Source organism: Clostridium beijerinckii (assembly GCA_003129525.1).
Taxonomy (GTDB): Bacteria; Bacillota; Clostridia; order Clostridiales; family Clostridiaceae; genus Clostridium; species Clostridium beijerinckii_D.
This window is the reverse complement of sequence record CP029329.1, coordinates 920,001-944,553: the sequence shown is the minus strand read 5'-3', so window position 1 is coordinate 944,553 and position 24,553 is coordinate 920,001. Positions and strand designations below refer to the sequence as shown.

General features: G+C 30.0%; 21 protein-coding genes and 6 pseudogenes. 19 read left to right on the top strand and 8 right to left on the bottom strand.

Translation table 11 applies throughout. The annotated features are described in order from the left end of the window. The first annotated feature begins 26 nt into the window (after positions 1–26). From DIC82_03825 to DIC82_03810, 4 genes are all read left to right on the top strand, one after another. Positions 27–818, top strand: a complete 792-nt coding sequence (locus DIC82_03825; protein ID AWK50242.1) for an MBL fold metallo-hydrolase — start codon at positions 27–29, stop codon at positions 816–818. 98 nt (positions 819–916) lie between these two features. Then, positions 917–1,420 carry a hypothetical protein gene (locus tag DIC82_03820; protein ID AWK50241.1) on the top strand — a complete coding sequence of 168 codons (504 nt, stop codon included), beginning with the start codon at positions 917–919 and terminating at the stop codon, positions 1,418–1,420. A 647-nt stretch (positions 1,421–2,067) separates the two neighbouring features. Then, complete coding sequence (locus DIC82_03815; protein ID AWK50240.1) at positions 2,068–3,501, top strand: MFS transporter; 1,434 nt, start codon at positions 2,068–2,070, stop codon at positions 3,499–3,501. A 132-nt stretch (positions 3,502–3,633) separates the two neighbouring features. Continuing rightward, entirely contained in the window at positions 3,634–4,113 is a 480-nt protein-coding gene (locus DIC82_03810) for a 23S rRNA (pseudouridine(1915)-N(3))-methyltransferase RlmH (protein AWK53029.1), read from the top strand. A gap of 389 nt (positions 4,114–4,502) precedes the next feature. Here DIC82_03810 and DIC82_03805 read toward each other — a convergent pair whose 3' ends face one another. Next, entirely contained in the window at positions 4,503–5,525 is a 1,023-nt protein-coding gene (locus DIC82_03805; GenBank protein ID AWK50239.1) for a hypothetical protein, read from the bottom strand. Positions 5,526–6,152: 627 nt separating this feature from the next. Here DIC82_03805 and DIC82_03800 point away from each other — a divergent pair. From DIC82_03800 to DIC82_03770, 7 genes and pseudogenes are all read left to right on the top strand, one after another. Next, positions 6,153–6,413: a hypothetical protein gene (locus DIC82_03800; GenBank protein AWK50238.1), complete on the top strand. Its 261-nt coding sequence runs from the start codon at positions 6,153–6,155 to the stop codon at positions 6,411–6,413. A 153-nt stretch (positions 6,414–6,566) separates the two neighbouring features. Next, positions 6,567–7,076, top strand: coding sequence for a transcription factor (locus DIC82_03795; GenBank protein ID AWK50237.1), 510 nt, complete (start codon positions 6,567–6,569; stop codon positions 7,074–7,076). Beyond that, positions 7,073–7,882: a hypothetical protein gene (locus DIC82_03790; GenBank protein AWK50236.1), complete on the top strand. Its 810-nt coding sequence runs from the start codon at positions 7,073–7,075 to the stop codon at positions 7,880–7,882. The genes DIC82_03795 and DIC82_03790 overlap by 4 nt, the downstream gene beginning before the upstream one ends. A gap of 27 nt (positions 7,883–7,909) precedes the next feature. Then, positions 7,910–8,248: a hypothetical protein gene (locus DIC82_03785; protein ID AWK50235.1), complete on the top strand. Its 339-nt coding sequence runs from the start codon at positions 7,910–7,912 to the stop codon at positions 8,246–8,248. A gap of 74 nt (positions 8,249–8,322) precedes the next feature. Continuing rightward, positions 8,323–8,775 (top strand): annotated as a pseudogene (locus DIC82_03780) (DNA recombination/repair protein RecA). Positions 8,776–8,914: 139 nt separating this feature from the next. Continuing rightward, positions 8,915–9,445 (top strand): DUF2798 domain-containing protein, encoded by a 531-nt coding sequence (locus DIC82_03775; protein ID AWK50234.1) that lies wholly within the window; start codon positions 8,915–8,917, stop codon positions 9,443–9,445. A gap of 545 nt (positions 9,446–9,990) precedes the next feature. Then, the gene (locus tag DIC82_03770) at positions 9,991–11,073 is read left to right on the top strand and encodes a 3-phosphoserine/phosphohydroxythreonine aminotransferase (protein ID AWK50233.1); all 1,083 of its coding nucleotides are present in this window, start codon (positions 9,991–9,993) and stop codon (positions 11,071–11,073) included. 110 nt (positions 11,074–11,183) lie between these two features. Here DIC82_03770 and DIC82_03765 read toward each other — a convergent pair whose 3' ends face one another. Then, complete coding sequence (locus tag DIC82_03765) at positions 11,184–12,086, bottom strand: glycyl-radical enzyme activating protein (protein AWK50232.1); 903 nt, start codon at positions 12,084–12,086, stop codon at positions 11,184–11,186. A gap of 337 nt (positions 12,087–12,423) precedes the next feature. On the opposite strand from DIC82_03765, the pseudogene DIC82_03760 reads away from it, so the two are divergent. The 5 genes and pseudogenes from DIC82_03760 to DIC82_03740 all read left to right on the top strand — a co-directional run bounded on the left by DIC82_03760 (position 12,424) and on the right by DIC82_03740 (position 14,760). Further along, a pseudogene (locus DIC82_03760) lies at positions 12,424–12,975 on the top strand (formate C-acetyltransferase/glycerol dehydratase family glycyl radical enzyme). An 8-nt stretch (positions 12,976–12,983) separates the two neighbouring features. Next, positions 12,984–13,160 (top strand): annotated as a pseudogene (locus DIC82_03755) (hypothetical protein). Further along, positions 13,161–13,307, top strand: a pseudogene (locus tag DIC82_03750) (fructose-bisphosphate aldolase). Between the two features lie 385 nt (positions 13,308–13,692). Beyond that, entirely contained in the window at positions 13,693–14,448 is a 756-nt protein-coding gene (locus tag DIC82_03745) for a DeoR family transcriptional regulator (protein ID AWK50231.1), read from the top strand. A 249-nt stretch (positions 14,449–14,697) separates the two neighbouring features. Continuing rightward, positions 14,698–14,760, top strand: coding sequence for a hypothetical protein (locus DIC82_03740; GenBank protein AWK53028.1), 63 nt, complete (start codon positions 14,698–14,700; stop codon positions 14,758–14,760). Between the two features lie 117 nt (positions 14,761–14,877). On the opposite strand, the gene hppA is transcribed toward DIC82_03740, so the two are convergent. From hppA to DIC82_03710, 6 genes are all read right to left on the bottom strand, one after another. Beyond that, entirely contained in the window at positions 14,878–17,013 is a 2,136-nt protein-coding gene (gene hppA, locus DIC82_03735; GenBank protein AWK50230.1) for a sodium-translocating pyrophosphatase, read from the bottom strand. Between the two features lie 567 nt (positions 17,014–17,580). Next, complete coding sequence (locus DIC82_03730; GenBank protein ID AWK50229.1) at positions 17,581–18,285, bottom strand: ABC transporter ATP-binding protein; 705 nt, start codon at positions 18,283–18,285, stop codon at positions 17,581–17,583. A 4-nt stretch (positions 18,286–18,289) separates the two neighbouring features. Further along, on the bottom strand, positions 18,290–19,048 hold the full coding sequence (gene livG / locus DIC82_03725; GenBank protein AWK50228.1) for a high-affinity branched-chain amino acid ABC transporter ATP-binding protein LivG: 759 nt from the start codon (positions 19,046–19,048) through the stop codon (positions 18,290–18,292). A gap of 3 nt (positions 19,049–19,051) precedes the next feature. Continuing rightward, positions 19,052–20,026, bottom strand: a complete 975-nt coding sequence (locus tag DIC82_03720) for a branched-chain amino acid ABC transporter permease (GenBank protein AWK50227.1) — start codon at positions 20,024–20,026, stop codon at positions 19,052–19,054. Between the two features lie 8 nt (positions 20,027–20,034). Then, the gene (locus DIC82_03715) at positions 20,035–20,910 is read right to left on the bottom strand and encodes a branched-chain amino acid ABC transporter permease (GenBank protein ID AWK50226.1); all 876 of its coding nucleotides are present in this window, start codon (positions 20,908–20,910) and stop codon (positions 20,035–20,037) included. Between the two features lie 23 nt (positions 20,911–20,933). Next, positions 20,934–22,094, bottom strand: a complete 1,161-nt coding sequence (locus tag DIC82_03710) for an ethanolamine utilization protein EutJ (GenBank protein AWK50225.1) — start codon at positions 22,092–22,094, stop codon at positions 20,934–20,936. 414 nt (positions 22,095–22,508) lie between these two features. On the opposite strand from DIC82_03710, the gene DIC82_03705 reads away from it, so the two are divergent. The 3 genes and pseudogenes from DIC82_03705 to DIC82_03695 all read left to right on the top strand — a co-directional run bounded on the left by DIC82_03705 (position 22,509) and on the right by DIC82_03695 (position 24,331). Then, entirely contained in the window at positions 22,509–23,471 is a 963-nt protein-coding gene (locus tag DIC82_03705) for an SAM-dependent methyltransferase (protein ID AWK50224.1), read from the top strand. 154 nt (positions 23,472–23,625) lie between these two features. Next, positions 23,626–23,912: pseudogene (locus DIC82_03700) on the top strand (hypothetical protein). Between the two features lie 20 nt (positions 23,913–23,932). Continuing rightward, positions 23,933–24,331: pseudogene (locus tag DIC82_03695) on the top strand (hypothetical protein). Positions 24,332–24,553 lie beyond the last annotated feature (222 nt).

Below are 24,553 nucleotides of genomic sequence, written 5' to 3'. Positions count from 1 at the left end.
AAATCTCATAGGGGGGAGTGATTACAGTGGTATTCTGTTCTTTATATAGTGGCAGTAGTGGTAATAGCATGTTTATTGCCTCAAATAAAGCTAAGATATTGATTGATGCAGGACTCCCAGGTAAAAAAATTGATATGGCATTGAAAGAAATCAATCAAGAGCCAAAAGATTTGAACGGAATTTTTATAACTCATGAGCATAGTGATCATATTAAAGGAATAGGGGTATTATCTAGAAAATATGATATTCCTATATATGCAAATTCTGATACTTGGTCTGCTATGGAAAATTCAATTGGAAAGATAAAAGAACATAATATAAAAGTAATTGATAAAAGGTCAATTACAGAAATACATGATATGAGTATCAAAGCTTTCAATATCCCACATGATGCTGTAGCACCAATGGGATATACAGTGAGTGATGGAGAAAAAAACATAAGTGTAGCAACAGATTTTGGTACTTTTACTAAGGAGATTTATGATAACATAAAAGATTCAAAAGTCATACTACTTGAAAGTAACCATGATGTTAATATGCTTAAATTTGGACCATACCCATATCCGTTAAAAAGAAGAATACTTAGCGAGATAGGGCATTTGTCTAATGATGATTGCGGAAGTGCTATTGTTGAATTATCTAAATGTTGTGCAAATAAGAAAATTATTTTAGGGCATTTAAGTAATACAAATAATCAACCTGATTTAGCATATCAAACTGTTTTGAATGTATTAAATGAAAACGGAATTAAGCAAAATCAAGACATAATATTAACTATGGCAAATAGGCATAATCCTAGTAGCTATATAGAAATTTAATTTATTTAAGATTATAATATACAAATATTATATATAAGGCATATTCAAAAAATAATAAATTAGTATGCCTAAATGAAGATTTAAGGGAGGACTTAAAAATGAGTTTATATACAGAATGGACTGAAATGGTTGTTGACTATGTTAAAACTAAAGGTGAAGAGGCTTTTTGGGCAGAATATAGTAAGTTAGAAAAAGGAATATACAAGGATTTATTAGCTAATCATAAAGAAGTTAAAAGGACTACTATTAATGAGTTAGCTAAAGAACATAATTCTACAGTAGAATTTGCTATGGGATTTATGGATGGAATTAATGATAGCTTAAAGAATCAATATGATCTTGAAACCATTGATGCTGATACTGAATTAGTATTCGATTTAAATTTAGAAACTTTATACTTTAATATGTTAGATGCAAAAGCTGAATATTTATATACATTACCACAATGGGAAGGTATATTCTCAGAAGAAAAGAGAAACGAAATACAAAAACAATTTAGAGAATCTAAGATTGTAAGAAACTTTGATAAAATAGGAAGAAATGATGTTTGTCCATGTGGAAGTGGTAAGAAATATAAAAAGTGCTGCGGAAAAGACAAATAAAATAATACTTGAAATCTTGAATTAAATAATAAAAATCAGATTATGAAATATATGCTGATTAAGTTGAAAAGGCTCTGTTTTTCAGATGGGGCTTTTTCTTTGTACTAAATTCATGAAAAATAATAATTCATAAATATGAATATAATTGGTACAATTATACTATAAAAAAGTAAAAAGAATAAATGGAGCTATGGTAGCACTAATAATAGATTTTCAAGAAATCTATATTGGTGCTTTTATTTTTTGAACAAATCAATGATGATGTAAATATAATTGCCGAAACTATGCAGTCTATTACAAAAATAATCTTAACTCAAAGTGAAAATGTTGGGAATGTAATGAATAATGTAAGTACTATGACAGTTTTAAGCTATTATATCGATATTTAGAATGCCTATTTATCCATAGAATGAGGAGAATATGTGGATAAGTTTGAAGTTTTAAATTATGCCTGTGGATTATATTTTTGTATTAGGCGAATTATCTTATTATTTGTGCAAATAATAGAAATGTATTATAATTTTCTATAGTTGCAAGTGCAACTATAGGAGGGGGAATTAAGATAATGAAGATTATTATCTAACCATTACTTAATATATAAAGTATCTTTTACAACTTATTTGCAGTGAATAGAAAGGATAAAACTTATGGAGAATATGGACACAACAATACATAAAAAAAGATGGGTAATATTACTTACAACTGTACTTCTAACATTTATGGCTACCCTTGATGGTAGTATAGTAAATGTGGCGTTACCTGTTATGGCACAAAAACTTTCGGTAAGTATGGCATCTATAGAATGGGTAGTTACTAGTTATTTAATAGTTATTGTAGCAACTATTCTTATATTTGGAAGACTAGCAGATATTAAAGGTAAGACTACAATTTTCAAATTAGGTATTATAATATTTACACTCGGCTCGCTTATGTGTGGAATATCTAATTCATTGATAATGTTAGTTTTTTCAAGAGGATTACAAGCTATAGGTGCTGCAGGCACTATGTCTACAAGTCATGGAATTATAACACATGTATTTCCGAGTAATGAACGGGGAAAAGCACTAGGTCTAAATGGTACATTTGTAGCATTAGGATCAATGATAGGACCTCCTGTAGGTGGTATTATTGTATCAATTTTAAGTTGGCAATACATTTTCTTAATAAATGTGCCTATAGGAATTATAGCCCTTATTCTCGCAATGAAAACACTTCCTAAGAGTGCAAATAATTCAAATGAAAAACTTGATATAAAAGGAGCGATTTTATTTGCATTAACTATGGTACTGCTATTTGGATCATTAACATTTGGTAAGGAATTTGGATATGATAATAAAGCTATTATAATGTGTTTAATTCTTTCAATTGTACTATTTATAGTATTTATAAAGGTTGAAAAGGGAATAGTTGCGCCACTATTAAAGCTTGAAATATTCAATAATTCATTATTCTCACTTAGCATATTTTGCGCATTTATTTCATTTGTAGCAATAAGTTGCTCAAATATAATACTGCCATTTTACTTACAATATGTAATGAAATTGACTCCATCATACACAGGAATGTTAATGATGGTATCACCAATAGTATTAGCAGTTGTTGCACCCATGAGTGGGCATATATCAGATAGAATAGGTTCAGAGATTCTAACGTTTGTAGGGCTCATAGGAACTAGCTTAGGACTGTTTTTAATGTCGACTTTAAGCCAATATTCCCATTTAGGTGCACTGATTGTATTTATAGGAATAATGTCCACTGGAAATGGAATGTTTCAATCTCCTAATAATTCATTAGTAATGTCTACAGTAGATAAAAGTAACTTGGGTATTGCAGGTAGTATAAATGCCTTAGTAAGAAACTTAGGAATGGTTTTTGGAATATCATTATCAACTACACTTTTATATAGCCTTATGAGTAGTAAAATTGGATATCGTGTTACAGGATATATAGAAGGAAGAGATGATGTTTTTGTATATGGAATGCAGTATGTATATATAGCTGCAGCTATTATATGTGGAGTAGGAGCAATGCTTACAGCATATAGATTATATAAAATAAAACAGAGAATAAAAGAAGCTTAGAAGTATAATTGAAAGCAATATATTGAAGGGAGTGGCTATTAAATATATTAAAAAGAGGCATAGTGAAAAAGTAATTAACATGTTTTATTGTTATCTTTTAAGTGTCAAGATATTTTTAATAGCATAATAAAAATGAATATTATTATAATTACAGTTGGAAAATTGAAAGAAAAATATTTAAAAGAGGCCGTAGATGAATATTCTAAAAGGTTAAGCAGATATTGTAAATTGGATATAATTGGGATACCAGATGAAAAGACACCAGATAATGCTTCAGAAAAAGAAGAAGAGGCAATTAAAGAAAAAGAAGGTCAAGCAATATTAAATAAAATAAAAGATAATATGCTTGTTATAGCTATGGATTTAGGTGGAAAGCAATTAACTTCACAAGAATTTGCAGATTATGTACATAACCTAGGAGTAACAGGAAATTCTAATATAGCGTTTATAATAGGTGGAAGTTTAGGGATATCAAAAAGTGTTTTAGCTAGAGCAAATTATAAATTGTGCTTCTCAAAAATGACATTCCCTCATCAACTTTTTAGGGTTATGTTGTTAGAACAGATTTATAGAGGGTTTAGGATAATAAAGGGTGAACCGTATCATAAGTGAGAATCGAAAAGTGAATGTCCAAAAAGTGATGCTCCAAATTTCATATTTGGTTAGCAGAACTTTCTCTTTAGAGCTTTTATATTTGGAAACATGAACTTTCTCTGTGAGCATTTTACATTTTGTCCTTCGAACTTACTCAGCGAACGAATGTGAGTCGAGTTTCCTAAAAAAATATAATTTGTAAGGCCCTATACTCTTAAAATTTGGTATATTCAATTGAATACAAGGGTTAAATAAAAGAAACTGTTACATATGTTAATTCACCCAAGTACTATAAACAAGGCTAGAGAGATTGAATTAATAGAACATAATATCAATGATAACTTACTTACTAATGTATCTAAGTAATGGAGGAGAACCAAGTCTCGATGGAGTAGGTTTTCCTTTTTCTATTGTGCAAGTATCTCTCTCAAAACATCTTTCCCGTGGATGATACCAAGCAGTTCATGTTCTGTTCTTATGACATTATTCCTTGTCTTGAAGTACCTGTTTACTTTTTTAGCAAATTCCTTAGAATCGCCATCAAGGGAGGAGATGAAATCAATTATACTTTTGCCTTCATACACGGTATAAAGGTATGGCGCTATGATGTATTTTACGTCGTAGAGCATGGAATCCTCTATCCAATAGTCAATATGATGAAAGTTTATCTTCTTCTCCATAAGCTGTGTATAAAATTCCAAACCGTCTTTGGTAGATTCCCAGAAGTCCACATACACATAGTCGAACTGGTTCAGGAACTCATCATTGTAGTAGTCGAAAGCATTGCCGTGAATGATTTCAAGTTTCTTGTCAGTTTTAAACTGCGGTCTTATGTACTTTTCAAACAAATCGATGACATCCTGGTTGAATTCAACTATAGTTACACTTTCTACCTCATCTTTAAGCAACCAAAGATATGGGAGCACTCCGATTCCAAGTCCCATGGTCATACATTTTCCATGGCCCTTTTCAATTCCATCTCCCATGCTTTCTATTTCGCTAATGGCAGGGGACATCCATACTTTATTATTGCCTTCTTTTAATACTGGCAAATCAATGTCCTCTTCAAAGTATCCAATAGGATGTTGATGGAATAGGTATTTTCCTATAGGCCTATGGAAGTTCATAGGAATTAAAGTTCTTTTCTTTATGGTTGCTTTCTCATATCTGACAGTCTCAGAATATACGTTGTCAAGTTTGATTTGCTTATAATACGGATTCTCAGTCAGGATTTTCAAATCGTATTTCAACCCATCATAAGGAACATTGTAATTTTTTAGTATTTTTATCAGTTCTTTTTCTTTTTGTGGAGTAAGAATCTTCTCTGTATAATCAAGAATAGATGTGATGTAGTCATTCACATTCACCATGGATAGTATAAGATTCTTCATTGCTATATCTAGTTCTGTATTTCTTTCAAATTTAATCATATATTACCTCTAATTTATATAAATTAAAATAAACAAGTTTATTTTTTATAGTACCACATTTTCCACATTTTCATAAGTAAAAAGCATTTATAAGAACTACTAGGTCTCCTTTGTCAAAAAGATCATCCCCAATATGGTAGTAATCCATCACTTTATGCGAAAAATTGAGGTTTGCAAAGCTGTGATTGGCCCTTTACATCCTATTGAATCTGCTTATTAAGAAAAAAAGTATTTGCAAAGTTTCTGATAATTATTGTATAATATTCATATAGCGAGTAGTTTTGATAACGTAAATCCAGTTGTCAATACTACTCGTTTTTTTGAAGGTGAATATATATAAGGGTCTAATAAAAAACAGGAAAAGAAATTTAATGAAAAAAGAAAAGTAGCAAAGTCTAAAACAATAATTAATATAAAAGTAATTCTATAATTTTGAACTTAATATAGATTTTGTATGTATAAAATTAAAATTTTTCTTACGAAAAAAAATCTACTTTGTTAAAATATAAGTATATACTTTCTTATTTGATACTATATTTAGAAAAGTTTTAACGGAATAGAAGTTAATAATATAATTGAAACAACAAGAGAACAAGTTCAGAATATTAAATAATGTGGAGGCCTCAAATGGGAATCAAGTTAATAAACATAGGATTTGGAAATATGGTATCTTCAAATAGATTACTTGCAATTGTTAGTCCGGAATCAGCACCTATTAGAAGAACTATTCAAGAAGCAAGGAGTAGGGGTATGCTAATAGATGCTACTTATGGAAGAAAAACCAGATCAGTTATAATAACAGACTGTGATCATATTATATTATCAGCAGTTCAACCTGAAACTATAGATCATAGATTAGTGACAAAAGAAGATATGGAAGTTCATTAATAATGAAGGTTAAAGGAAGATGAAATAGTTAATATTAATTGATATATTATTGATTTGAAGAGAAGTCATATATGAAAACGTTATCAAATAAAATATATTTTAATGATTGAATTGTTATTTAACAGATTACATAAAAAAGAGGAGGAAATGATCATGTTTGAAGTAGATAGCTACATAATTTATGGTGGAAATGGGGTATGTAGAGTATTAGATATAGGAATACCCGCTATAAATATAGCTAATAAAAAAAGACAATACTACACATTACAGCAGGTATATGAAAAGGGAAGTACGATATATACTCCAGTTGATAATGATAAGGTTATTATGCGAAAAATAATATCAAAGGAAGAAGCAAATGATTTAATAAGTAATATTCAATCAATAGAAATATTGTGTTTTGATGATGATGCAATACCTGAAGAAAAATATAAAGAAGTTATGCATAAATATGACTGCAAAGAATGGATTAAGATAATTAAAACTTCATATTTAAGAAAAGAAGAACGTTTAGCAGAAGGAAAGAAAGGTACAGCCATAGATGATAAATATCTAAAAATGGCAGAAGAATATTTGTATGGAGAACTTGCAATTTCACTTAACATACTCAAAGAACAAGTTGAAGATTTTATAGTGCAACAAGTAAAAAATATCTCCATTTGAAAAAAGTAGGAACCGTTAGAAAAGTGCGAAGTACAGCCAAGAGCTTTTCACATACGAAAAGAATAGAAGGTGGAGATAAAGCTGCAATTACAAACATGATTGAGGCAAATCTTCGTCTTGTTGTGAGTGTTGCGAAGCGTTATGTAAAGGTAAGTGGAATGTCAATTTTAGATTTAGTTCAAGAAGGAAATGTTGGGCTATTGAGAGCAGTTGAAAAGTTCGATTATCATAAAGGTTATAGGTTCAGTACATATGCTATGTGGTGGATTAGACAAGCAATTACAAGAGCAATTGGAGATAAGTCTCGGACAATTCGTATTCCAATACATATGAAAGAGACAATGATCAAGATGACATATGCATCAAGAAAATTTTTGGTTGAAAATGGGAGGGAACCTATATTTGAAGAACTTGCAAAAATAATGGAAATGCCAGTGGGACGTGTGGAAGAAATCTCAAAATGTTATAAGGATACAATATCTCTAGACATGCCAATAACTGAAGAAGAGGGTTCTTCTTTATTAATAGATGTAATTAGTGATAATAATATGTCTGATCCATTTGTTCAGGCAGAATTTATGATGTTAAAAGAACAGATGGATGAAGTGCTTAAGATATTAACAGAAAGAGAACAAAGGGTATTACGACTACGTTTTGGGTTAGAAGATGGAAGAACAAGGACATTAGAAGAGATTGGTGTGGAGTTCAATGTAACACGTGAGAGGATTTGTCAAATTGAAAAAAGGGCAATTCGCAGATTGAGATTTTCAGAACATGGGAAAAAATTAAAAAGTTATCTTATGTAGAAAAAAATTATAATAGAGGTGTATGTAATGGAAGAATTATTAAATAAAAAAGTAATACATGAAAAATTTGGTATTGGAGTTATTATAAATGCAGGTGATGAAAAAATTATAGTTAAATTTGATAAATTAGCAGAAAATAAGAAATTTGAATATCCTAATGGATTCGAATGTTTTTTAAAATTTGAAAATAAATTATTACAAGAAAGTATGTTAAAACAATTACGGGATAAAAGAGAAAGGGATGCTATAGAGAAAGTAAAAATTAGATTAGAATATGAAAGGCAACATGAAGAATGTAAAAAAGAAGAACTAGAATTGGCAAGAAAAAAAAGAAAAGCAGCTAAAGCAAAAGAAGAAAAGAAATAAAAAGCGGTTGAGAATGAAATACAGAAGGGAATAGTGTAATAGAAGATGAAAAATTAAGAGCCTTGAATAATGCAATTATTTCTTCTAATGCAATTGATATTATTGTAATTGATTCTGTAGCTGCATTGGTTCTAAAGCAGGAAATTGACACCTGGAGTTAGTAAATCACATTGTATTGTTATTTTTATTAATCAGCTACGAGAAAAGATTGGAATTGTGTTTGGTAATCAAGAAACTACAACTGAAGGACAAGCATTAAAATTTTATGATTCTGTTCGCTTAGATGTAAGAAGAATTGAGACGCTAAAAAGAGGTATAGAAAGCATTGGTAATCGTACACGTATAAGAATTGCAAAGAATAAAATAGCACCCCATTTAAAGAGGCGGAATTTGACATAATGTTTGGCAAGGGAATATGGAAAGAAGGAGATATTCTTGTTTGTAACACTAAGCAATCCCTATTTAATAAACAGCATGAAAAACATAGAAAAGAAGAATGGAAAGTGATAAAAAAATCAAGAAAATAGATAAAAAATAAAATTAGGGTATTACATCAATAAAAATATTTATGTTATACTATGAAAAGTCAATGCGTTGTACCAGCGGTTATACTACTTGCCGTTTATACAACGTATTTTTTATTCAAGTAAAATTAAGGAGGAAATTATGGAAAATTCTATGCCTAGAAATGGAAGAGAAGGATTGCTTTATGGAGGTGTTATATGTGGATTAACATGCATTTTCATGGCAACTATTAATATTAGTATTAGTATGGGTGGATTATCAAAGTTAGCTCTATTTACATCACTAAAGTCATGGCCGATAGTTTTTATATGTGCTATGCTAATTGAGGCATTAATTGTAGGAAGGATAGCTGATAAACTAACAAATGTTTTTAGTTCAAAAACAGATAGTTTTAATGCTCGTATCATGTTCAGAGCATTTTTCACTGTGATTGGTATGTCCGCTATTATGACAAATGTGGGAGCAGGTTTAGGAACGGGATTCAATATGGAACTTATAAAACATTTTCCAATTGCTTGGCCACGTAACTTTTGTATAGCTATATTTTTGGAACTTGTTATCGTACAACCTATTGCAAGAAAGGTAATGAGAATAATACACAAGAACCAAAATAATAGTCAAGCTAATGAAGTTGATTTAGATGAAAATGTAGATGAGTTGTTACGTGCATAAAAATAAAAAATGTTTTGAACAATGAACAATCTTCTTATATGATGTAACAGTTAAAAGTAGAACTATAAAAACTGTCTAAAGAGGTACTTTTTATACAAGTAAGAAGAGAAAAGTGTTATTACTTGCTAAAATTAGATTTCAAAATAGTGATAGATATGATAATAAGATTTATTATATGGTATAAAAGATGCAGGTGCAGTATACCATATGTAATCTGCTTATTAAGAAAAAAATTATTTGTGGAATTTCTGATAATTAATATATAATAATATTACAGTGTGTAGTTTTGATAACGTAAGTTTAGTTATCAATACTATGCGTTTTTTTTTGTGGATTTTATTGGAGAGGGTAAGTTATATTTTAATAGGTGACTATGATAAGGAATGTTGCAGTAGTTTTATAGTTATATTGAGGATCTTTAAATAAAAAAAATTATAATAGTCGAATTTTTTATGTTTTAACTTATACATAATTTATTTCTTGATATTTAAATTGTGTTATAATATGTATGAAATAGAAATAAAATATCTAAGGGGGCTTTTTTTATGTCAAGAGTATATAATTTTTCAGCAGGACCAGCTGTATTACCAGAAGAGGTGCTTAAAGAAGCAGCAGAAGAAATGTTAGATTACAATGGTACTGGTATGTCAGTAATGGAAATGAGTCATCGTTCCAAAGCATTTGAGGGGATTATTAGGGACGCTGAAAAAACATTAAGAGGATTAATGAATATTCCAGACAACTATAAGGTATTATTCCTTCAAGGTGGGGCATCACAACAATTTGCAATGATTCCAATGAACTTAATGAAAAACAAGGTTGTAGATCATATTATTACAGGGCAATGGGCTAAAAAAGCAGCAACAGAAGCAAAGATATATGGAAAAGTTAATATTTTAGCTTCTTCAGAAGACAAAACCTTCACATATATACCAGATATGAAGGATATAAAAATTAGTGATGATGCTGACTATGTGTACATATGTCACAACAATACAATTTATGGAACTAAGTTTAATGAATTACCAGACGTTGGAGATAAAATATTGGTAGCTGATATGTCATCAGACATTCTATCAGAACCAGTTGACGTAACTAAGTATGGATTAATTTTTGCAGGAGTTCAAAAGAATATAGGACCTGCAGGTATGGTTGTAGTAATAATTCGTGAAGATTTAATTACTGATGACGTGTTACCAGGAACTCCAACTATGTTAAAATATAAAATTCATGCAGATAATGATTCATTATATAATACACCACCAGCATATGGAATATATATATGTGGAAAAGTATTTAATTGGGTTAAAAACTTAGGTGGACTAGAAGCAATGAAGAAGATTAATGAAGAAAAAGCTTCTATATTATATGATTTCCTTGATTCAAGTAGCATGTTCAAAGGAACAGTTGTAAAGAAGGATCGTTCTTTAATGAATGTGCCTTTTGTAACTGGTTCAGATGAATTAGATGCTAAGTTTGTAAAGGAATCTAAGGCAGCTGGATTCGAAAACTTAAAGGGACACAGATCTGTTGGTGGTATGAGAGCAAGTATATACAATGCTATGCCAATAGAAGGTGTTAAAGATTTAGTGGAATTTATGAAGAAATTCGAAGCAGAAAATAAATAATAAAAGGTTTAACAAAATATAAATATTAAAAAGAACTCCTTATCCAAATTATTTGAGAGTAGGGAGTTCTTTTATTATATGCTAATTTAGTAAAATCTTTTAATGCTAAGCTAGAATGTACAATCTAATCCATTTTCAATAAAAATTTGTCTATAAGATATTAAGTCTTCTTCATGTAATTGAGTAACATTTTGAAGAGCATAAGATTTATTTATAAGTGCATATTTTTTTTGTCCAAATTGATGAAATGGTAATAAGTTAACTTTTTTTGCACCAATTGTTTTTAGTAAATCACAAAATCCTTGTGCATCTTCTAAACTATCGTTGAAAGCAGGGATTACAGGAATTCTTATAATAACATCTTTGTCTTTAAAAATAGCAGTTGCGAGATTTGCAATTATCTTATCATTATATACTTTAGTTCCTTTAAGATGTTTTTCTCTATCATAATGTTTCATATCGAATAATAACAGATCTACATTTTCAATAAATTCCTTGAAAACTTTATTAGAAGCATAACCTGTGGTTTCACAAGATGTATGGATATTTTTTTCTCTTAGTTGTTTTAATAGTTCAACTGCGAAAGCATGCTGCTGTAATACTTCACCGCCTGATAAAGTTACACCACCACCTGATTCTTCATAAAATACTTCATCTTTTAATACTTCTTTTAAAACTTCAGACACAGTATAATATTTTCCTTCAATAGTAAGTGCTTGCTTTGGACAACCTTTTATACATTGAAAACAAGAAGTACATGAATGAGCATCCACAGTAATACGTTCTTCTTTTAAAGCGATTGAATCATATTTGCAAGCATTTAGGCAATGAAAACACTTTAGACACTTATATTTGTCCCAAGTAATTTGCACATTACTATTTTGTGATTCAGGGTTAGAACACCACGAACATTGAAGTGGACATCCTTTGAAAAATACTACTGTACGGATCCCAGGCCCATCATGTATGCTATATTTTTGGATATTAAAAATGCACGCTTTCATATCATCCATAAAAAAGACCTCCTTGTTTATTTATATAAAATTTATATATGTTTTTGTTAAATCTTATATGTAAGAACCTTAATTAAGATAATAATTACACTCTTAATTGAAATATATATATTTTAGTGAATGTAATTTTTAAATTGATTCTATATTTTAATAATAACACAAAAGTAGTCTTTTGTAACAAAATAAGATTGCATTCAAAGAAAATAAACACTTCAAATGAAATTAAAACCTTGACTGCAAAAAGAATAGTAATATAATTAAATTATAAAAGAAACAAATTTAGTTTCATTAGGAATCAAAGTATGTTTATATCAAAAAATATATAGGAGGAATAGTTATGAATTATTTTGGAAACCTTACTGATAGAATGAACAATTTTCGTGAGAAATTATTAAATGCAAAGTCTATGGTGTGTGTAGAAAGAGCTAAATATACCACTGAAAGTTATAAAGAACATGCTGACAAACCAATGGTATTGCGTAGAGCGTTATGTTTAGAGAATATCTTGAAAAATATGAGTATATTTATTGAAGATGAAACTTTAATTGTAGGTAATCAAGCATCATCTAATCGTTCAGCACCTATATTCCCAGAGTATGCAATGGATTGGGTTATTGAAGAACTTGATGAATTCGATAAACGTGACGGAGATACATTTTATATTACAGAAGAAAATAAGCAAGTTTTAAGAGAAATAGCTCCTTTCTGGGAACATAAAACGTTAAAAGACAGAGGACTTGCAGGAATGCCTGTTGAAAGTAGACTTTTCTATGATTTAGGAATTATAAAAGCAGAAGGTAACATTACTTCTGGAGATGCTCATATAGCAGTAAATTATGAAACTGTATTAAAGATTGGATTAATTAACTATAAAGAAAGAACAGAAAAAATCGTTTAGAAGGTTTCCATGTACAATATAATGTAGTATCTAGAGATACTCTAATTGATGCACAAAAAAATCCGGAAAACTACAGAGATTTAATTGTTAGGGTTGCAGGATATAGCGCATTCTTTAATGTATTATCTAAACAAACTCAAGACGATATAATTGAAAGAACAGAACAAGAACTTTAATTTGCTTATGGAGCACAAACTGCAACGGTAGCACCTGAAATTTTACAAGATGCATTAAAAATGCCAGCAATTCAAAAGGCAGTTGATGACTTTACAGCTGATTGGAAATCTATATATGGAGATGCTTCTATAGTTGATTTAGTGTAATACTATGTAATAAAGGCATATTTGTTTAGTATACAGATCTAGCGGAATAAGTAGATCAAATATTAAAATTTCCTCAAAACTTCGGCAAAATTTGAGGAACTTTTTATGATAGACTAAAATGTATGATAAAACTCATTTTTAATAGATAGTTATTAATAATATATTTAATTTTCTTTATGGAATAAAGAGTTTTCAAAAATAAATAAAAGTTATATTCGAAAAGGAAAATGGTTTTAAAAGAAACTTATTTTTAAATTTATATATTAACATAATTAAATTATGAGGGTAAGTAATTCAATTTCATTTGAAATGTATAACATTTGTATGATGGAATTGTATATGTTATACTTTTAAATAATATTTATTTTTGATAAGGATGATGAAAATGATAAGCAGACAGACAAAACTTTTACAATTGGTAAATGATAATAAACGTATTGAAGTTTCTAAAATAGCAGAAGTTTTAAGCGTATCACAGGTTACAATTCGTAAGGATTTAAGTGTTTTAGAAGAAAAAGGTCTTTTAAGGCGTGAACATGGATATGCAGTAATAAATTCTAATGATGATATAAATAATAGATTGGCATTTAATTATGATATAAAACAAAAGATTGCAAAGCAAGCAGCGGAATTGGTTTCGAATGGAGAAACTGTAATGATCGAATCAGGTTCTTGTTGCGCATTATTGGCAAATGAAATTGCACAGAATAAAAGAGATGTTACTATTATTACTAATTCAGCATTTATAGCATCATATATAAGAGAAGCTCCATTTGCAAAAGTTGTTTTACTAGGCGGAGACTATCAACCAGAATCTCAAGTTTTAGTAGGACCTATTACTAGAAGATGTGCAAAAGATTTTTTTGTTGATAAATTATTTGTTGGTACAGATGGATTTACAATAAAGAGCGGATTTACTGGTACAAATCACATGAGAACAGAAACAGTGAAGGCAATGGCGGAAAGTGCTAATAATGTAATAATTCTTACTGAATCTTCAAAATTCTCTAAACAGGGTGTTGTAGTACAATTTAAAGCAAATGAAGTTAACTTTGTATTAACAGATGATAATATCCCTACAGAGTTTAAGGATATATTATTAGAACATAAAGTTAATATACAAACAGTTTCAGTAGACTAATCATATGGGAAAAATAATCTAGTTATCCATAATTATTGATATTCATATTTCTAATGTTCAAGATAACTCCATGAAATATTAGAGGAAACACTGGATTTATCATCAATAGAGGGAGTTAGGGTAAAATTGCCAATATATGGAATTGGTTTTACCTGTATCTAAAGAAACAACTATAAGTACAGAAGAGGTAACAGTGTCTACAGAAGAATAAACAGCTTATAGTGAAGATATTATTAGAGAAGTTGAAAAATTAAATACATTGGCAGAAGAATTGAAAACCTATATTGGAGGATTTGGGTTATAATATATTAAAAGTTAACTTATATAAGATAAAAGGAAAATACCCTATAGAGTATATATTAACTAGGTATACTCTATAGGGTACAATTTTTTTGATAATGATTAACTGTTGTAGGTTTCTACTGAGTTTTAACTAAATAATGCTACAAATACTAATGTCAATGTACTTACAAGTTTTATAAGTACATGAAGTGATGGACCGGCAGTATCCTTAAATGGATCACCAACTGTGTCACCAACTACACTAGCTTTGTGTGCTTCGGAATTTTTACCACCATGAGCTCCAAGTTCTATAAGTTTTTTCGCATTGTCCCATGCGCCACCACCATTATTTAGGAATAGAGCCATTATGACACCAGTAATAGTAGTTATCATTAGAAAGCCAGCAGCAGCTTCTTTTCCTAGAATTACACCAACTAATATAGGTGCAGAAATTACTAATATTCCAGGGAGTATCATTTCTTTTAATGCTCCTTTTGTAACTATATCAACACATCGAGCATAATCGGGTTTTGCTGTTCCTTCCATTATTCCAGGAATTTCTTTGAATTGTCTTCTAACTTCCAATATTACATATTGAGCAGCGCGACTAACAGCTTTTATTGCAGTAGAACTAAATAAGAATACAATCATAGCACCTATAAAACCAGCGATAAATACTTCAGGTTTTCCGATATCAACTGCATACCAAGAATCTAAAGGGACACCAAGTATCCTTTTAACCTCATCTAAGTAAGCAGAGAATAGTAGGAAGGTAGCAAGTGCTGCAGAACCAACTGCATAACCTTTTGTTAATGCTTTTGTAGTATTACCACAAGCATCTAACCTGTCAGTTACTAGTCTGATTTCTTCAGGAGCACCAGACATTTCTGTAATACCACCAGCATTATCAGTTATTGGTCCAAAAGTATCCATAGCAAGAATGTAGGTGCAAGTTGAAAGCATTCCCATAGTAGCTATTGCGGTACCATATAAGCCAGCACTTGCAACGCCCGGTAAAGCTAGAGCAGCTAATTTATAAGAAACAAATATGCACAAGGATATAAATAGTACTGGTAAAGCAGTAGATTCCATACCTACAGATAAACCAGTTATTATGTTAGTTCCAGCACCAGTTTCACAAGCATCAGCTATATCTTTTACAGGTTTATGAGTTATTGAAGTATAATAATCAGTAATAATTACAAATATATAACTTAGAAATATTCCAGCAAGGGCACAGCCGTATAAATAAATATAATTTACTTTAGTTCCATTTTCGAGAGTGCCACTTAACATATTTCGAACTACAAAGAATAGAAGTACTACATTAATTAAGGATGTTATAACAAAACCACCTTTTAATGCTTTCATAGGATCATCATTGTCATCTTTGACTTTAACAAGAAATATTCCTACTATTGAAGCTAAAATACCAAATGCACGTGCCACAAGTGGAAATAATATTCCCTTCCATCCAAAAACAGGATAAAGGGCAACTCCTAAAATCATAGCACCAACATTTTCAGCAGCAGTAGATTCGAAGAGATCGGCACCTCTCCCAGCACAGTCACCAACATTGTCCCCAACAAGATCTGCAATAACAGCTGGATTTCTAGGATCATCTTCTGGAATACCAGCTTCAACTTTACCAACAAGATCTGCACCAACATCAGCAGCCTTAGTATATATACCTCCTCCAAGTTGTGCAAAAAGTGCAACAAATGAAGCACCAAAACCAAAACCAACTATAAGAGAAGGGGCTTCTTTTATAAGTGTATCATCACCTGAAATTCCTCCATATATAAGGAAAAGAGAAGCAACTCCTAAAAGAGATAGAGCAGTAACAGCTAGTCCAGTAACAGCACCACCTTTAAGTGCTATTTGAAGAGCATTATTTAATCCTTTTCTGGCACCAGCAGCAGCTCTTACATTTGAATGAACTGCCATATACATACCTATATAGCCAGATAAAGCAGAACAAAATGCACCAGCTATGAATGCGATACCAGTTCGAAAGGACATGGATATAGCAATACTAGAACCTTTTGAAGAATTACCTATATAATTGCATAATATAATTAAAAATAAAGTTAGAATAGATAAAATAGATATTGTCTTATACTGTCTTTTTATAAACGCCATAGCACCTTCTTTGATATAATTTGATATTTCTTGCATTTTATCTGTACCAGTATCTTGAGAAAAAGTGTACTTAACCAAATAAACGATTACAATAGACGAAATAATTATTACCCCATAGATAAGAATAAAATATGACATCATTTAGACCATCTCCTTAATTTTTAAAATATAAATATTTCCATATTTATATTATACATCAATATATTAAGAAAAAAACAGTTGATTCCAATTTTTTCTATAATATAATTAATTTGTATTATAAGAAAGTAGAATAAATAAAGCAGAGCTACCTCAAAATTAAATAAATCGGATTAATTTTGAGATAATCTCTGCGTTTTAAATAGAATCATATTTGATAAATATAATAAGTACTGTCTTAAAAAATATATTTTTCAAAAGTGCAGAATCTAGAATTTAGGATCTATTTCATCTCTTTGAATCCTTTTTAAATCTTTTAACCTTAGATGAGTTTTCTCCATTATAGTATCAAAAGTTTCACCATCAATTATCATCTTTTTAGCTACCTCGTGTATTGAACTAGTTTCCTCATTATTCATAAACTTCAACCTCCTATAAATATTTTTATCTATATAGTTTGTCATTATGAAAAAGAATATATTCACTAACAGTCTAAATATAAAAAATAAGTTGAGCAAATGATTAAAAATCATCGACTCAACTTATTTTTTATATTTAATTTATTTCAAGCTATTCTCCAAGATAAGCACTTCTAATGCTATCATCATTGAGAAGTTCTTTTGCATCTCCGAACTTTACTATTTTACCAGTTTCAAGAACATAAGCCCTATTTGCAATTGCAAGTGCCATATTAGCATTTTGTTCAACTAGAAGTATAGTTGTACCAGATTTATTAATTTCAACAATTGTATCAAATATATCTTTAACGACAAGAGGTGCAAGTCCCATTGAAGGTTCATCTAGTATAAGCATTTCTGGTCTATTCATTAATGCTCTACCTATTGCAAGCATTTGTTGCTCACCACCAGACAAGGTACCAGATGGTTGTTTTAATCTTTCTTTTAATCTTGGAAATTTAGAAAAGACCATTTCCATGTCTTGTTTAATTCCAGATTTATCTTTTCTTAAATAAGCACCTAATTCTAGATTTTCTAGAACACTTAATTCAGGAAACACTCTTCTACCTTCAGGTACATGAGAAAGACCCAAAGAAACTATCTTATTAGCAGGAACTTTATTTAACTCAGAATTTTTAAAAGTAATAGTGCCTGATTTTATTGGTTCTAAACCTGATATAGCTCTAAGAGTAGAAGTCTTACCAGCACCGTTTGCTCCTATTAGAGTTACTATTTCACCTTGTTTTACCTCAAGAGAAATATCTTTTAATGCATGGATCACACCATAATATAGGTTAATGTTATCTATTTTTAACATTTCCTTATGCCTCCTCTCCAAGGTAAGCTTCAATTACCTTAGGATTGTTCTTAATTTCATCTGGAGTGCCTTCAGCAATTTTTTTCCCGTAGTCAAGAACTGCTATTTTATTGCAAATCCCCATAACAAGTTTCATATCATGTTCTATTAAAAGTATTGATAAATTGTATTTATCTTTAATCCAATTTATTAAATCCATAAGCTCTGTTGTCTCTTGAGGATTCATTCCAGCAGCGGGCTCATCTAATAATAATAATGAAGGCTCAGCGGCTAGTGCTCTTACTATTTCAAGTTTCCTTTGTTCTCCATAAGGAAGATTATTAGCTAAGTCATCTTTCTTTGCATCTAGAGAAAAAACTTTTAATAATTCAATACTCTTTTCTGCGATTTCAGCTTCCACTTTTTTAAACTTCGGGGTTCTGAAGATAGAATCAAAAAGAGAATATTGTATTCTATAATTAAAACTAACTTTAACATTATCAAGAACAGTAAGGCTAGAAAATAGACGAATATTTTGGAATGTTCTAGCTATTTTCTTTTTTGTAATATTATAAGGCTTAAGACCATGAATTTTTTCTCCAAGATAAGATATAGTACCTAGAGTTGGAGTATAGACACCAGTTAACATATTAAATACAGTGGTTTTACCAGCACCATTAGGTCCTATAAGTCCAACAATCTCTTTTTCGTTTATAGTAAGATTAAAATCTGAAACTGCTTTTAATCCACCAAATTCAATTGATAAATTTTGAACGTCTAACATCTATTAAGCCTCCTTTCCATTCTTTGATTTCGTAGAAGTTTTATCTGGTAATAACTTTTTAAATATTTTAAGTGAAACTTCCTTATCACCGAGTAGTCCTTGAGGTCTAAATATCATAAGAATTATTAATGCTAATGGATAGATTAGCATTCTAAATTCTCCAAGCCCCCTTAGAAGTTCTGGTAAGAAAGTTAATACTATAGTAGCAATGATTGAGCCAGATAATGAACCCATTCCACCAAATACAACAAAAGTTAAATAATCTATCGATTTATTAAAATCGAATGATGCTGGTTGTATATAGCCCATGTAGTGAGCATAAAGTCCTCCAGCGAGTCCGGCAAAAAAAGCTCCAATAATAAATGCCATCATTTTATATTTAAATGCATTTATACCCATTGACTCAGCTGCTATTTCATTCTCACGAACAGAAAGCATTGCTCTACCTTGGGATGAATGAATTATATTATAAATAACAATAACGGTAATCACCATAAACAAGAATGCTAATGTAAAATTAGTTTCCTTTGGAATGCCTGTAAATCCGCGGGCACCACCAACTGCATTAATATTCATAATAACTATTCTAATAATTTCACAAAAGGCTAAAGTTGTTATTGCAAAATAGTCTCCTGTAAGTTTCAAAGTAGGATATCCTATTAAAGCTGCAAATATACATGCAATTATTGCAGCAATAAATATTGAAGCAATAAATGGCAGACCTGCTTTTTGTGTTATTACAGCTGATACATAAGCACCAATTGACATAAAGCCTGCATGTCCTAAACACAATTGACCTGTAAAACCAACTATTAAGTTTAAGGAAACAGCTAGGACAATATTTATTAAAGCTAAAGTGATAATTCCTTTATAGTAAGAGTTTATAATATTTGCACTCATTAGCCCGAATAAAATTAAATATGTAATCAAGATTCCTGTCATAAAACAAATAATCTTTTTACTAAAAAATTTCTTCATATCAACACCTACACTTTCACATTGGTCTTTTTACCTAATAGACCAGAAGGCTTAATTAAAAGTATTATAATCAAAATTGCAAATACAATTGCATCTGAGAAGTTAGTTGATATATAAGCCTTAGAGAAGGTTTCAAGCAACCCAATAGCAATTCCGCCAACGAGGGCTCCTGGTATACTTCCAATTCCCCCAAGTACTGCGGCAACAAAAGCCTTAAGCCCTGGCATAACACCCATGTAAGGGGTTATACTAGGATAAGATATTGCAACTAAGACTCCAGCTATACCAGCTAAAGCAGAACCTATGGCAAATGTAAGAGATATAGTATTATTAACATTTATGCCCATAAGAGAAGCAGCTTCCATATCTTGAGAAGAAGCTCTCATTGCTTTTCCAACCTTAGTTTTATAAACAATAAATTGAAGAAGAATAACAAGGAATGCAGAAATTGCAAACATAAGTATTGTTTTCCATTCAATTTGAATAGATCCTATATTAATTGACCCAGCATCGATAAGATCAGGAAATGGTTTAGGATTAGAGCCGACTAAAATTCTCATGCCATTTTGCAAAAATAAAGAAACTCCAATTGCTGTAATAAGTAAAGTTATTCTTGGAGAATTTCTTAATGGTTTATAAGCAATTTTTTCTATAATTATTCCTGCCAAAGCTGAAACTACCATTGCGACTAACAGTGTTGGTATTAATGGTAATCCAAGAGTTGAAGCAGAATAGAAGCCTGCAAAGGCTCCTATCATATATATTTCACCATGGGCAAAGTTTATTAGTTGTATAATTCCATATACCATTGTATAACCCAATGCTAGGAGGGCATATACGCTACCTAAAGCTAAACCATTAATAAGTTGTTGTAAAAATTCCATAGTATATTCCTCCTTTTAAAATATTAAGGATTGACCTTACCAGCTAAAACTTTTTTGTCTCCATCAACTTTGATTATAGCTGCACTCTTTATAGCACTTCTGTCACTATTAAATTTAATATTACCAGTAACGCTAGTCATTTCCATTCCAGCTAAAGCATCTTTAATAGCAGCACCATCTGTTTTGCCAGTCTTTTCAATTGCCTTGACTAGAATTTTAGAAGTATCATATGAAAGAGCTGCAAAGGCATCAGGTTCTTTGTTATATTCTTTCTTGTAAGAGTCGACAAATGATTTTACAGCAGTATCTGTATCAGCAGAATAGTAGTGATTGATGTATAATGCACCATTTACAGAATCTTGTCCAATTTTAGTCAATTCTTCTGATTCCCAACCATCTCCACCAAGGAACTGTGATTGTATACCCATTCCTCTAGCTTGCTTAGCAATAAGACCAACAACGTTGTAATAATCAGGTAATACTAATATATCTGGATTTAAACTCTTAATTTTAGTTAATTGAGCTTTAAAATCAGTATCTTTATCATTATAAGTAAGGAATTCACCAATTGTTCCGCCTGTAGCTTCAAATTTTGTTTTAAAGCTGTCAGCAATTCCTTTTGAATAATCCGAACCAGAATTATATAATACAGCAGCTGTTTTAGATTTTAATGTTTCGCTAGAATACTTTGCAAGAACTTCTCCTTGGAATGAATCAACGAAACAACCTCTAAACATATATTCTCCACCAACTTTTGTTATTGATGGTTCTGTTCCAGTTGGAGTAATCATTGGTATTTGTCTTGACGTTGCATTTGGAGCAATTGCAAGTGTTGCACCTGATGTAACACCACCTAATATTGCACATACCTTTTCATCATCAACTAATTTATTGAAAGCTTGCATAGCTGAATTTGGATCAGCTTGATCATCTTGAAAAATAAATTGTATTTTCTTACCATTGATGCCACCAGCATCATTAACCTCCTTTTGTAATAATTCAGCACCTTCTTTTACAGATACACCATATGTAGCTGCTGCACCAGATAAAGGTCCAATAGAACCAATTTTAATTACATCCCCCGTAGCACCACTTGTACTTGATCCTGTGTCTCCGCCACAACCAGCAAGTAGTGTCATAGACATTACAGAAGCTAAAACTCCTGAAAGTAAAGTCTTTTTCATAATTATCCTCCTCTTTATAAAAACAATAATATTAATATGATAATTTAATGAAGAATATATTAACAAATTATCACGTTGTTAATATTTATATTATTGATATAATACCATATAGCGTAAAGAACTACAAGAATGATATTTAATATTTTATAGTAAATATAATAAAAAACGCATGAAAACATTATCATTTATATAAATAACTTATAAAATAAAATTACAATGAAATAATTTGGAATTAAATAATCATTTATTGAGTTAATTTAGATTATTTATAAATAGAAGGATATACCTTTTAGTTATAGTTCTACATAGACAGTAAGATAAAATAGTGGTATTTATAATAGAAGTAACTGACAAAAAAATAAAGGTTTTTATAATAATTTCAAATATATTAAAGAATGAAGAGGTTGAAGTGAATTGAGGGAAAAATTATTAAATATTGAAAATAGCAATAATAATAGAGGATATTTTTATTCTATTAATTATCCTGTATTTGAAGAAAATTTATGTGAAATGGAAATGAAATATCTTTTTAATAAAATTCCAAGTGAAAAATTTTTATTTTCAAGTTATTATGTGGAACCATCAAGAAGTCCTTTTATAAAAGATATGATTTCAATAATATACGAAGAAGATTCATTAGAACAAATAGTAGAAAATATTATAGAAGCGAAGTTGTCTTATGATGACTTTAAGGTGTGTTATATAAAACTAGAAAATGGAGATGTAAGTTATAAGGAAAGACTTAAAAGTATAAGAGAAATAGGACTTGTCATAATTGGCCAGTCTGAAATGCATAATCCTAAAGCCTTGCTTGGAGTAACTAAAGTTGATGGAAGATGGATATTTGGTGAATATGAGAGAAATGATTATGAGTGGCACATTCATGACCAGAAACCTTATTCATATTCAAACTCATTAAGTTTAAGAGTATCCAGAGCATTAGTTAACATAGCGGTTAAAAATGATTTGGGTTGTAAGTTAATAGATCCGTGTTGTGGAGTAGGAACAGTAGTCATTGACGCTCTTTCAATGGGGATTAATGTGAGAGGATATGAAATTAATAAGAATATAGCAGAAAATGCTCAAAAAAATCTGCAGTTCTTTGGATATGAAAATGTAATAACCACTGGTGATATGCATAATATAGAAGAAAAATATGATGTTGCTATTATAGATTTACCATACGGTCTATTTACATCAACAACCATCGAAGAACAAACAGCTCTTATGAAAACTGCTCGTAGAATTACAAATAAATTAGTTATAGTTACCTTTGAAAATATGGATAAACATATTATAGAATCAGGATTTGATATTATTGATAAATGTTATGTTTGTAAGGGGAAATTTAAGAGATATATAAGTATATGTGAATAAAGTAAATTTTAAAATTATAAATTAATAGAAAAACAGATACTTAAATATAATTACTAAATAATTACTAACAGTTAGTTTTATAAGTATAAAAGTCCGTAAATTGTATGTATATATGTTGTGTTATTTAAAATACAAAATAAAAGGGGTTTTTATAATAGAAATGAAAATAGTAAATAAAAATCTTGCTCAAATGCCAAGGGGTGGAGTAATTATTGATGTTGTCAATAAAGAAGAGGATATTATTGTTGAAAAGGAAAGGTAATGTGTAGTTATGGCACTTGAAGGGGTACTTTAAAAACTTCAATGCATCATATGATTTAGTTAAGTATGTTTTGGAAAATGATAAGTTATCTGTAATAAGCTTTGCAGCAGGCGGTATTTCAACTACAACAGATGCAGCACTTATGATGTGGTGGAGTATTTGTAGGATCAGGTATATTTGAGAAAGAGATTTAAATGATATTAATGAGATAATATTACTAGATGGAGAAACTACTATTATTGGTAAACTTCTTAAAATAACAGGATTAATTGAACTGTTAAAATAAAAGATAAAAATTGGATTGCCTACGTAGGGACTTGTGTAGGCATGATATTATTAGCAAATGAAATAGAAGGTCAAGAATTAAAACATCTAGAGATTATGTATATAAAAGTTAGAAGAAATACATTTGGAACTCAAATAAATAGTTTCAAAATTGAAGTAGTAATAGAAAAAAGGTATCGTATAAGAAATGGAACTTGTTTTTATTAGAGCCATATATAACAGAAGTGAAAGAAGACGTAGAGATTTATGTGAAGTAGAGAATAAGATAGTATCAGCTAAACAGGATAATAGTAAATTAGTTGTGTTTAAATAGCTAGCAATATTAAGAGACATAGCAGAGTAAGGCAGAGAGTTTAATTGCTATAATTTCACATTAGTATTTAATAGTAGGTACTAATATATAGTGTCTATAGCAGTTTAATTGTTTTATATGTGTAGAATAGTAAGTAACTATGCCTAGCGTATCAATAATAGAATAATGTAGAAAAATAGAGAATAAGATGGAATTATGAATTTAAAGTAAAAAAACAATAGT

Coding starts and splice junctions, on each gene's coding strand:
- DIC82_03775 (AWK50234.1), top strand. CDS start 8,915: ATGGAAAATTCTATGCCTAGAAATGGAAGAGAAGGATTGCTTTATGGA.
- DIC82_03730 (AWK50229.1), bottom strand. CDS start 18,285: ATGTTAAAAATAGATAACATTAACCTATATTATGGTGTGATCCATGCA.
- DIC82_03710 (AWK50225.1), bottom strand. CDS start 22,094: ATGAAAAAGACTTTACTTTCAGGAGTTTTAGCTTCTGTAATGTCTATG.
- DIC82_03815 (AWK50240.1), top strand. CDS start 2,068: ATGGAGAATATGGACACAACAATACATAAAAAAAGATGGGTAATATTA.
- DIC82_03810 (AWK53029.1), top strand. CDS start 3,634: ATGAATATTATTATAATTACAGTTGGAAAATTGAAAGAAAAATATTTA.
- DIC82_03805 (AWK50239.1), bottom strand. CDS start 5,525: ATGATTAAATTTGAAAGAAATACAGAACTAGATATAGCAATGAAGAAT.
- DIC82_03785 (AWK50235.1), top strand. CDS start 7,910: ATGGAAGAATTATTAAATAAAAAAGTAATACATGAAAAATTTGGTATT.
- livG (AWK50228.1), bottom strand. CDS start 19,048: ATGTTAGACGTTCAAAATTTATCAATTGAATTTGGTGGATTAAAAGCA.
- DIC82_03800 (AWK50238.1), top strand. CDS start 6,153: ATGGGAATCAAGTTAATAAACATAGGATTTGGAAATATGGTATCTTCA.
- DIC82_03820 (AWK50241.1), top strand. CDS start 917: ATGAGTTTATATACAGAATGGACTGAAATGGTTGTTGACTATGTTAAA.
- DIC82_03715 (AWK50226.1), bottom strand. CDS start 20,910: ATGGAATTTTTACAACAACTTATTAATGGTTTAGCTTTAGGTAGCGTA.
- DIC82_03720 (AWK50227.1), bottom strand. CDS start 20,026: ATGAAGAAATTTTTTAGTAAAAAGATTATTTGTTTTATGACAGGAATC.
- DIC82_03745 (AWK50231.1), top strand. CDS start 13,693: ATGATAAGCAGACAGACAAAACTTTTACAATTGGTAAATGATAATAAA.
- hppA (AWK50230.1), bottom strand. CDS start 17,013: ATGATGTCATATTTTATTCTTATCTATGGGGTAATAATTATTTCGTCT.
- DIC82_03765 (AWK50232.1), bottom strand. CDS start 12,086: ATGGATGATATGAAAGCGTGCATTTTTAATATCCAAAAATATAGCATA.
- DIC82_03770 (AWK50233.1), top strand. CDS start 9,991: ATGTCAAGAGTATATAATTTTTCAGCAGGACCAGCTGTATTACCAGAA.
- DIC82_03795 (AWK50237.1), top strand. CDS start 6,567: ATGTTTGAAGTAGATAGCTACATAATTTATGGTGGAAATGGGGTATGT.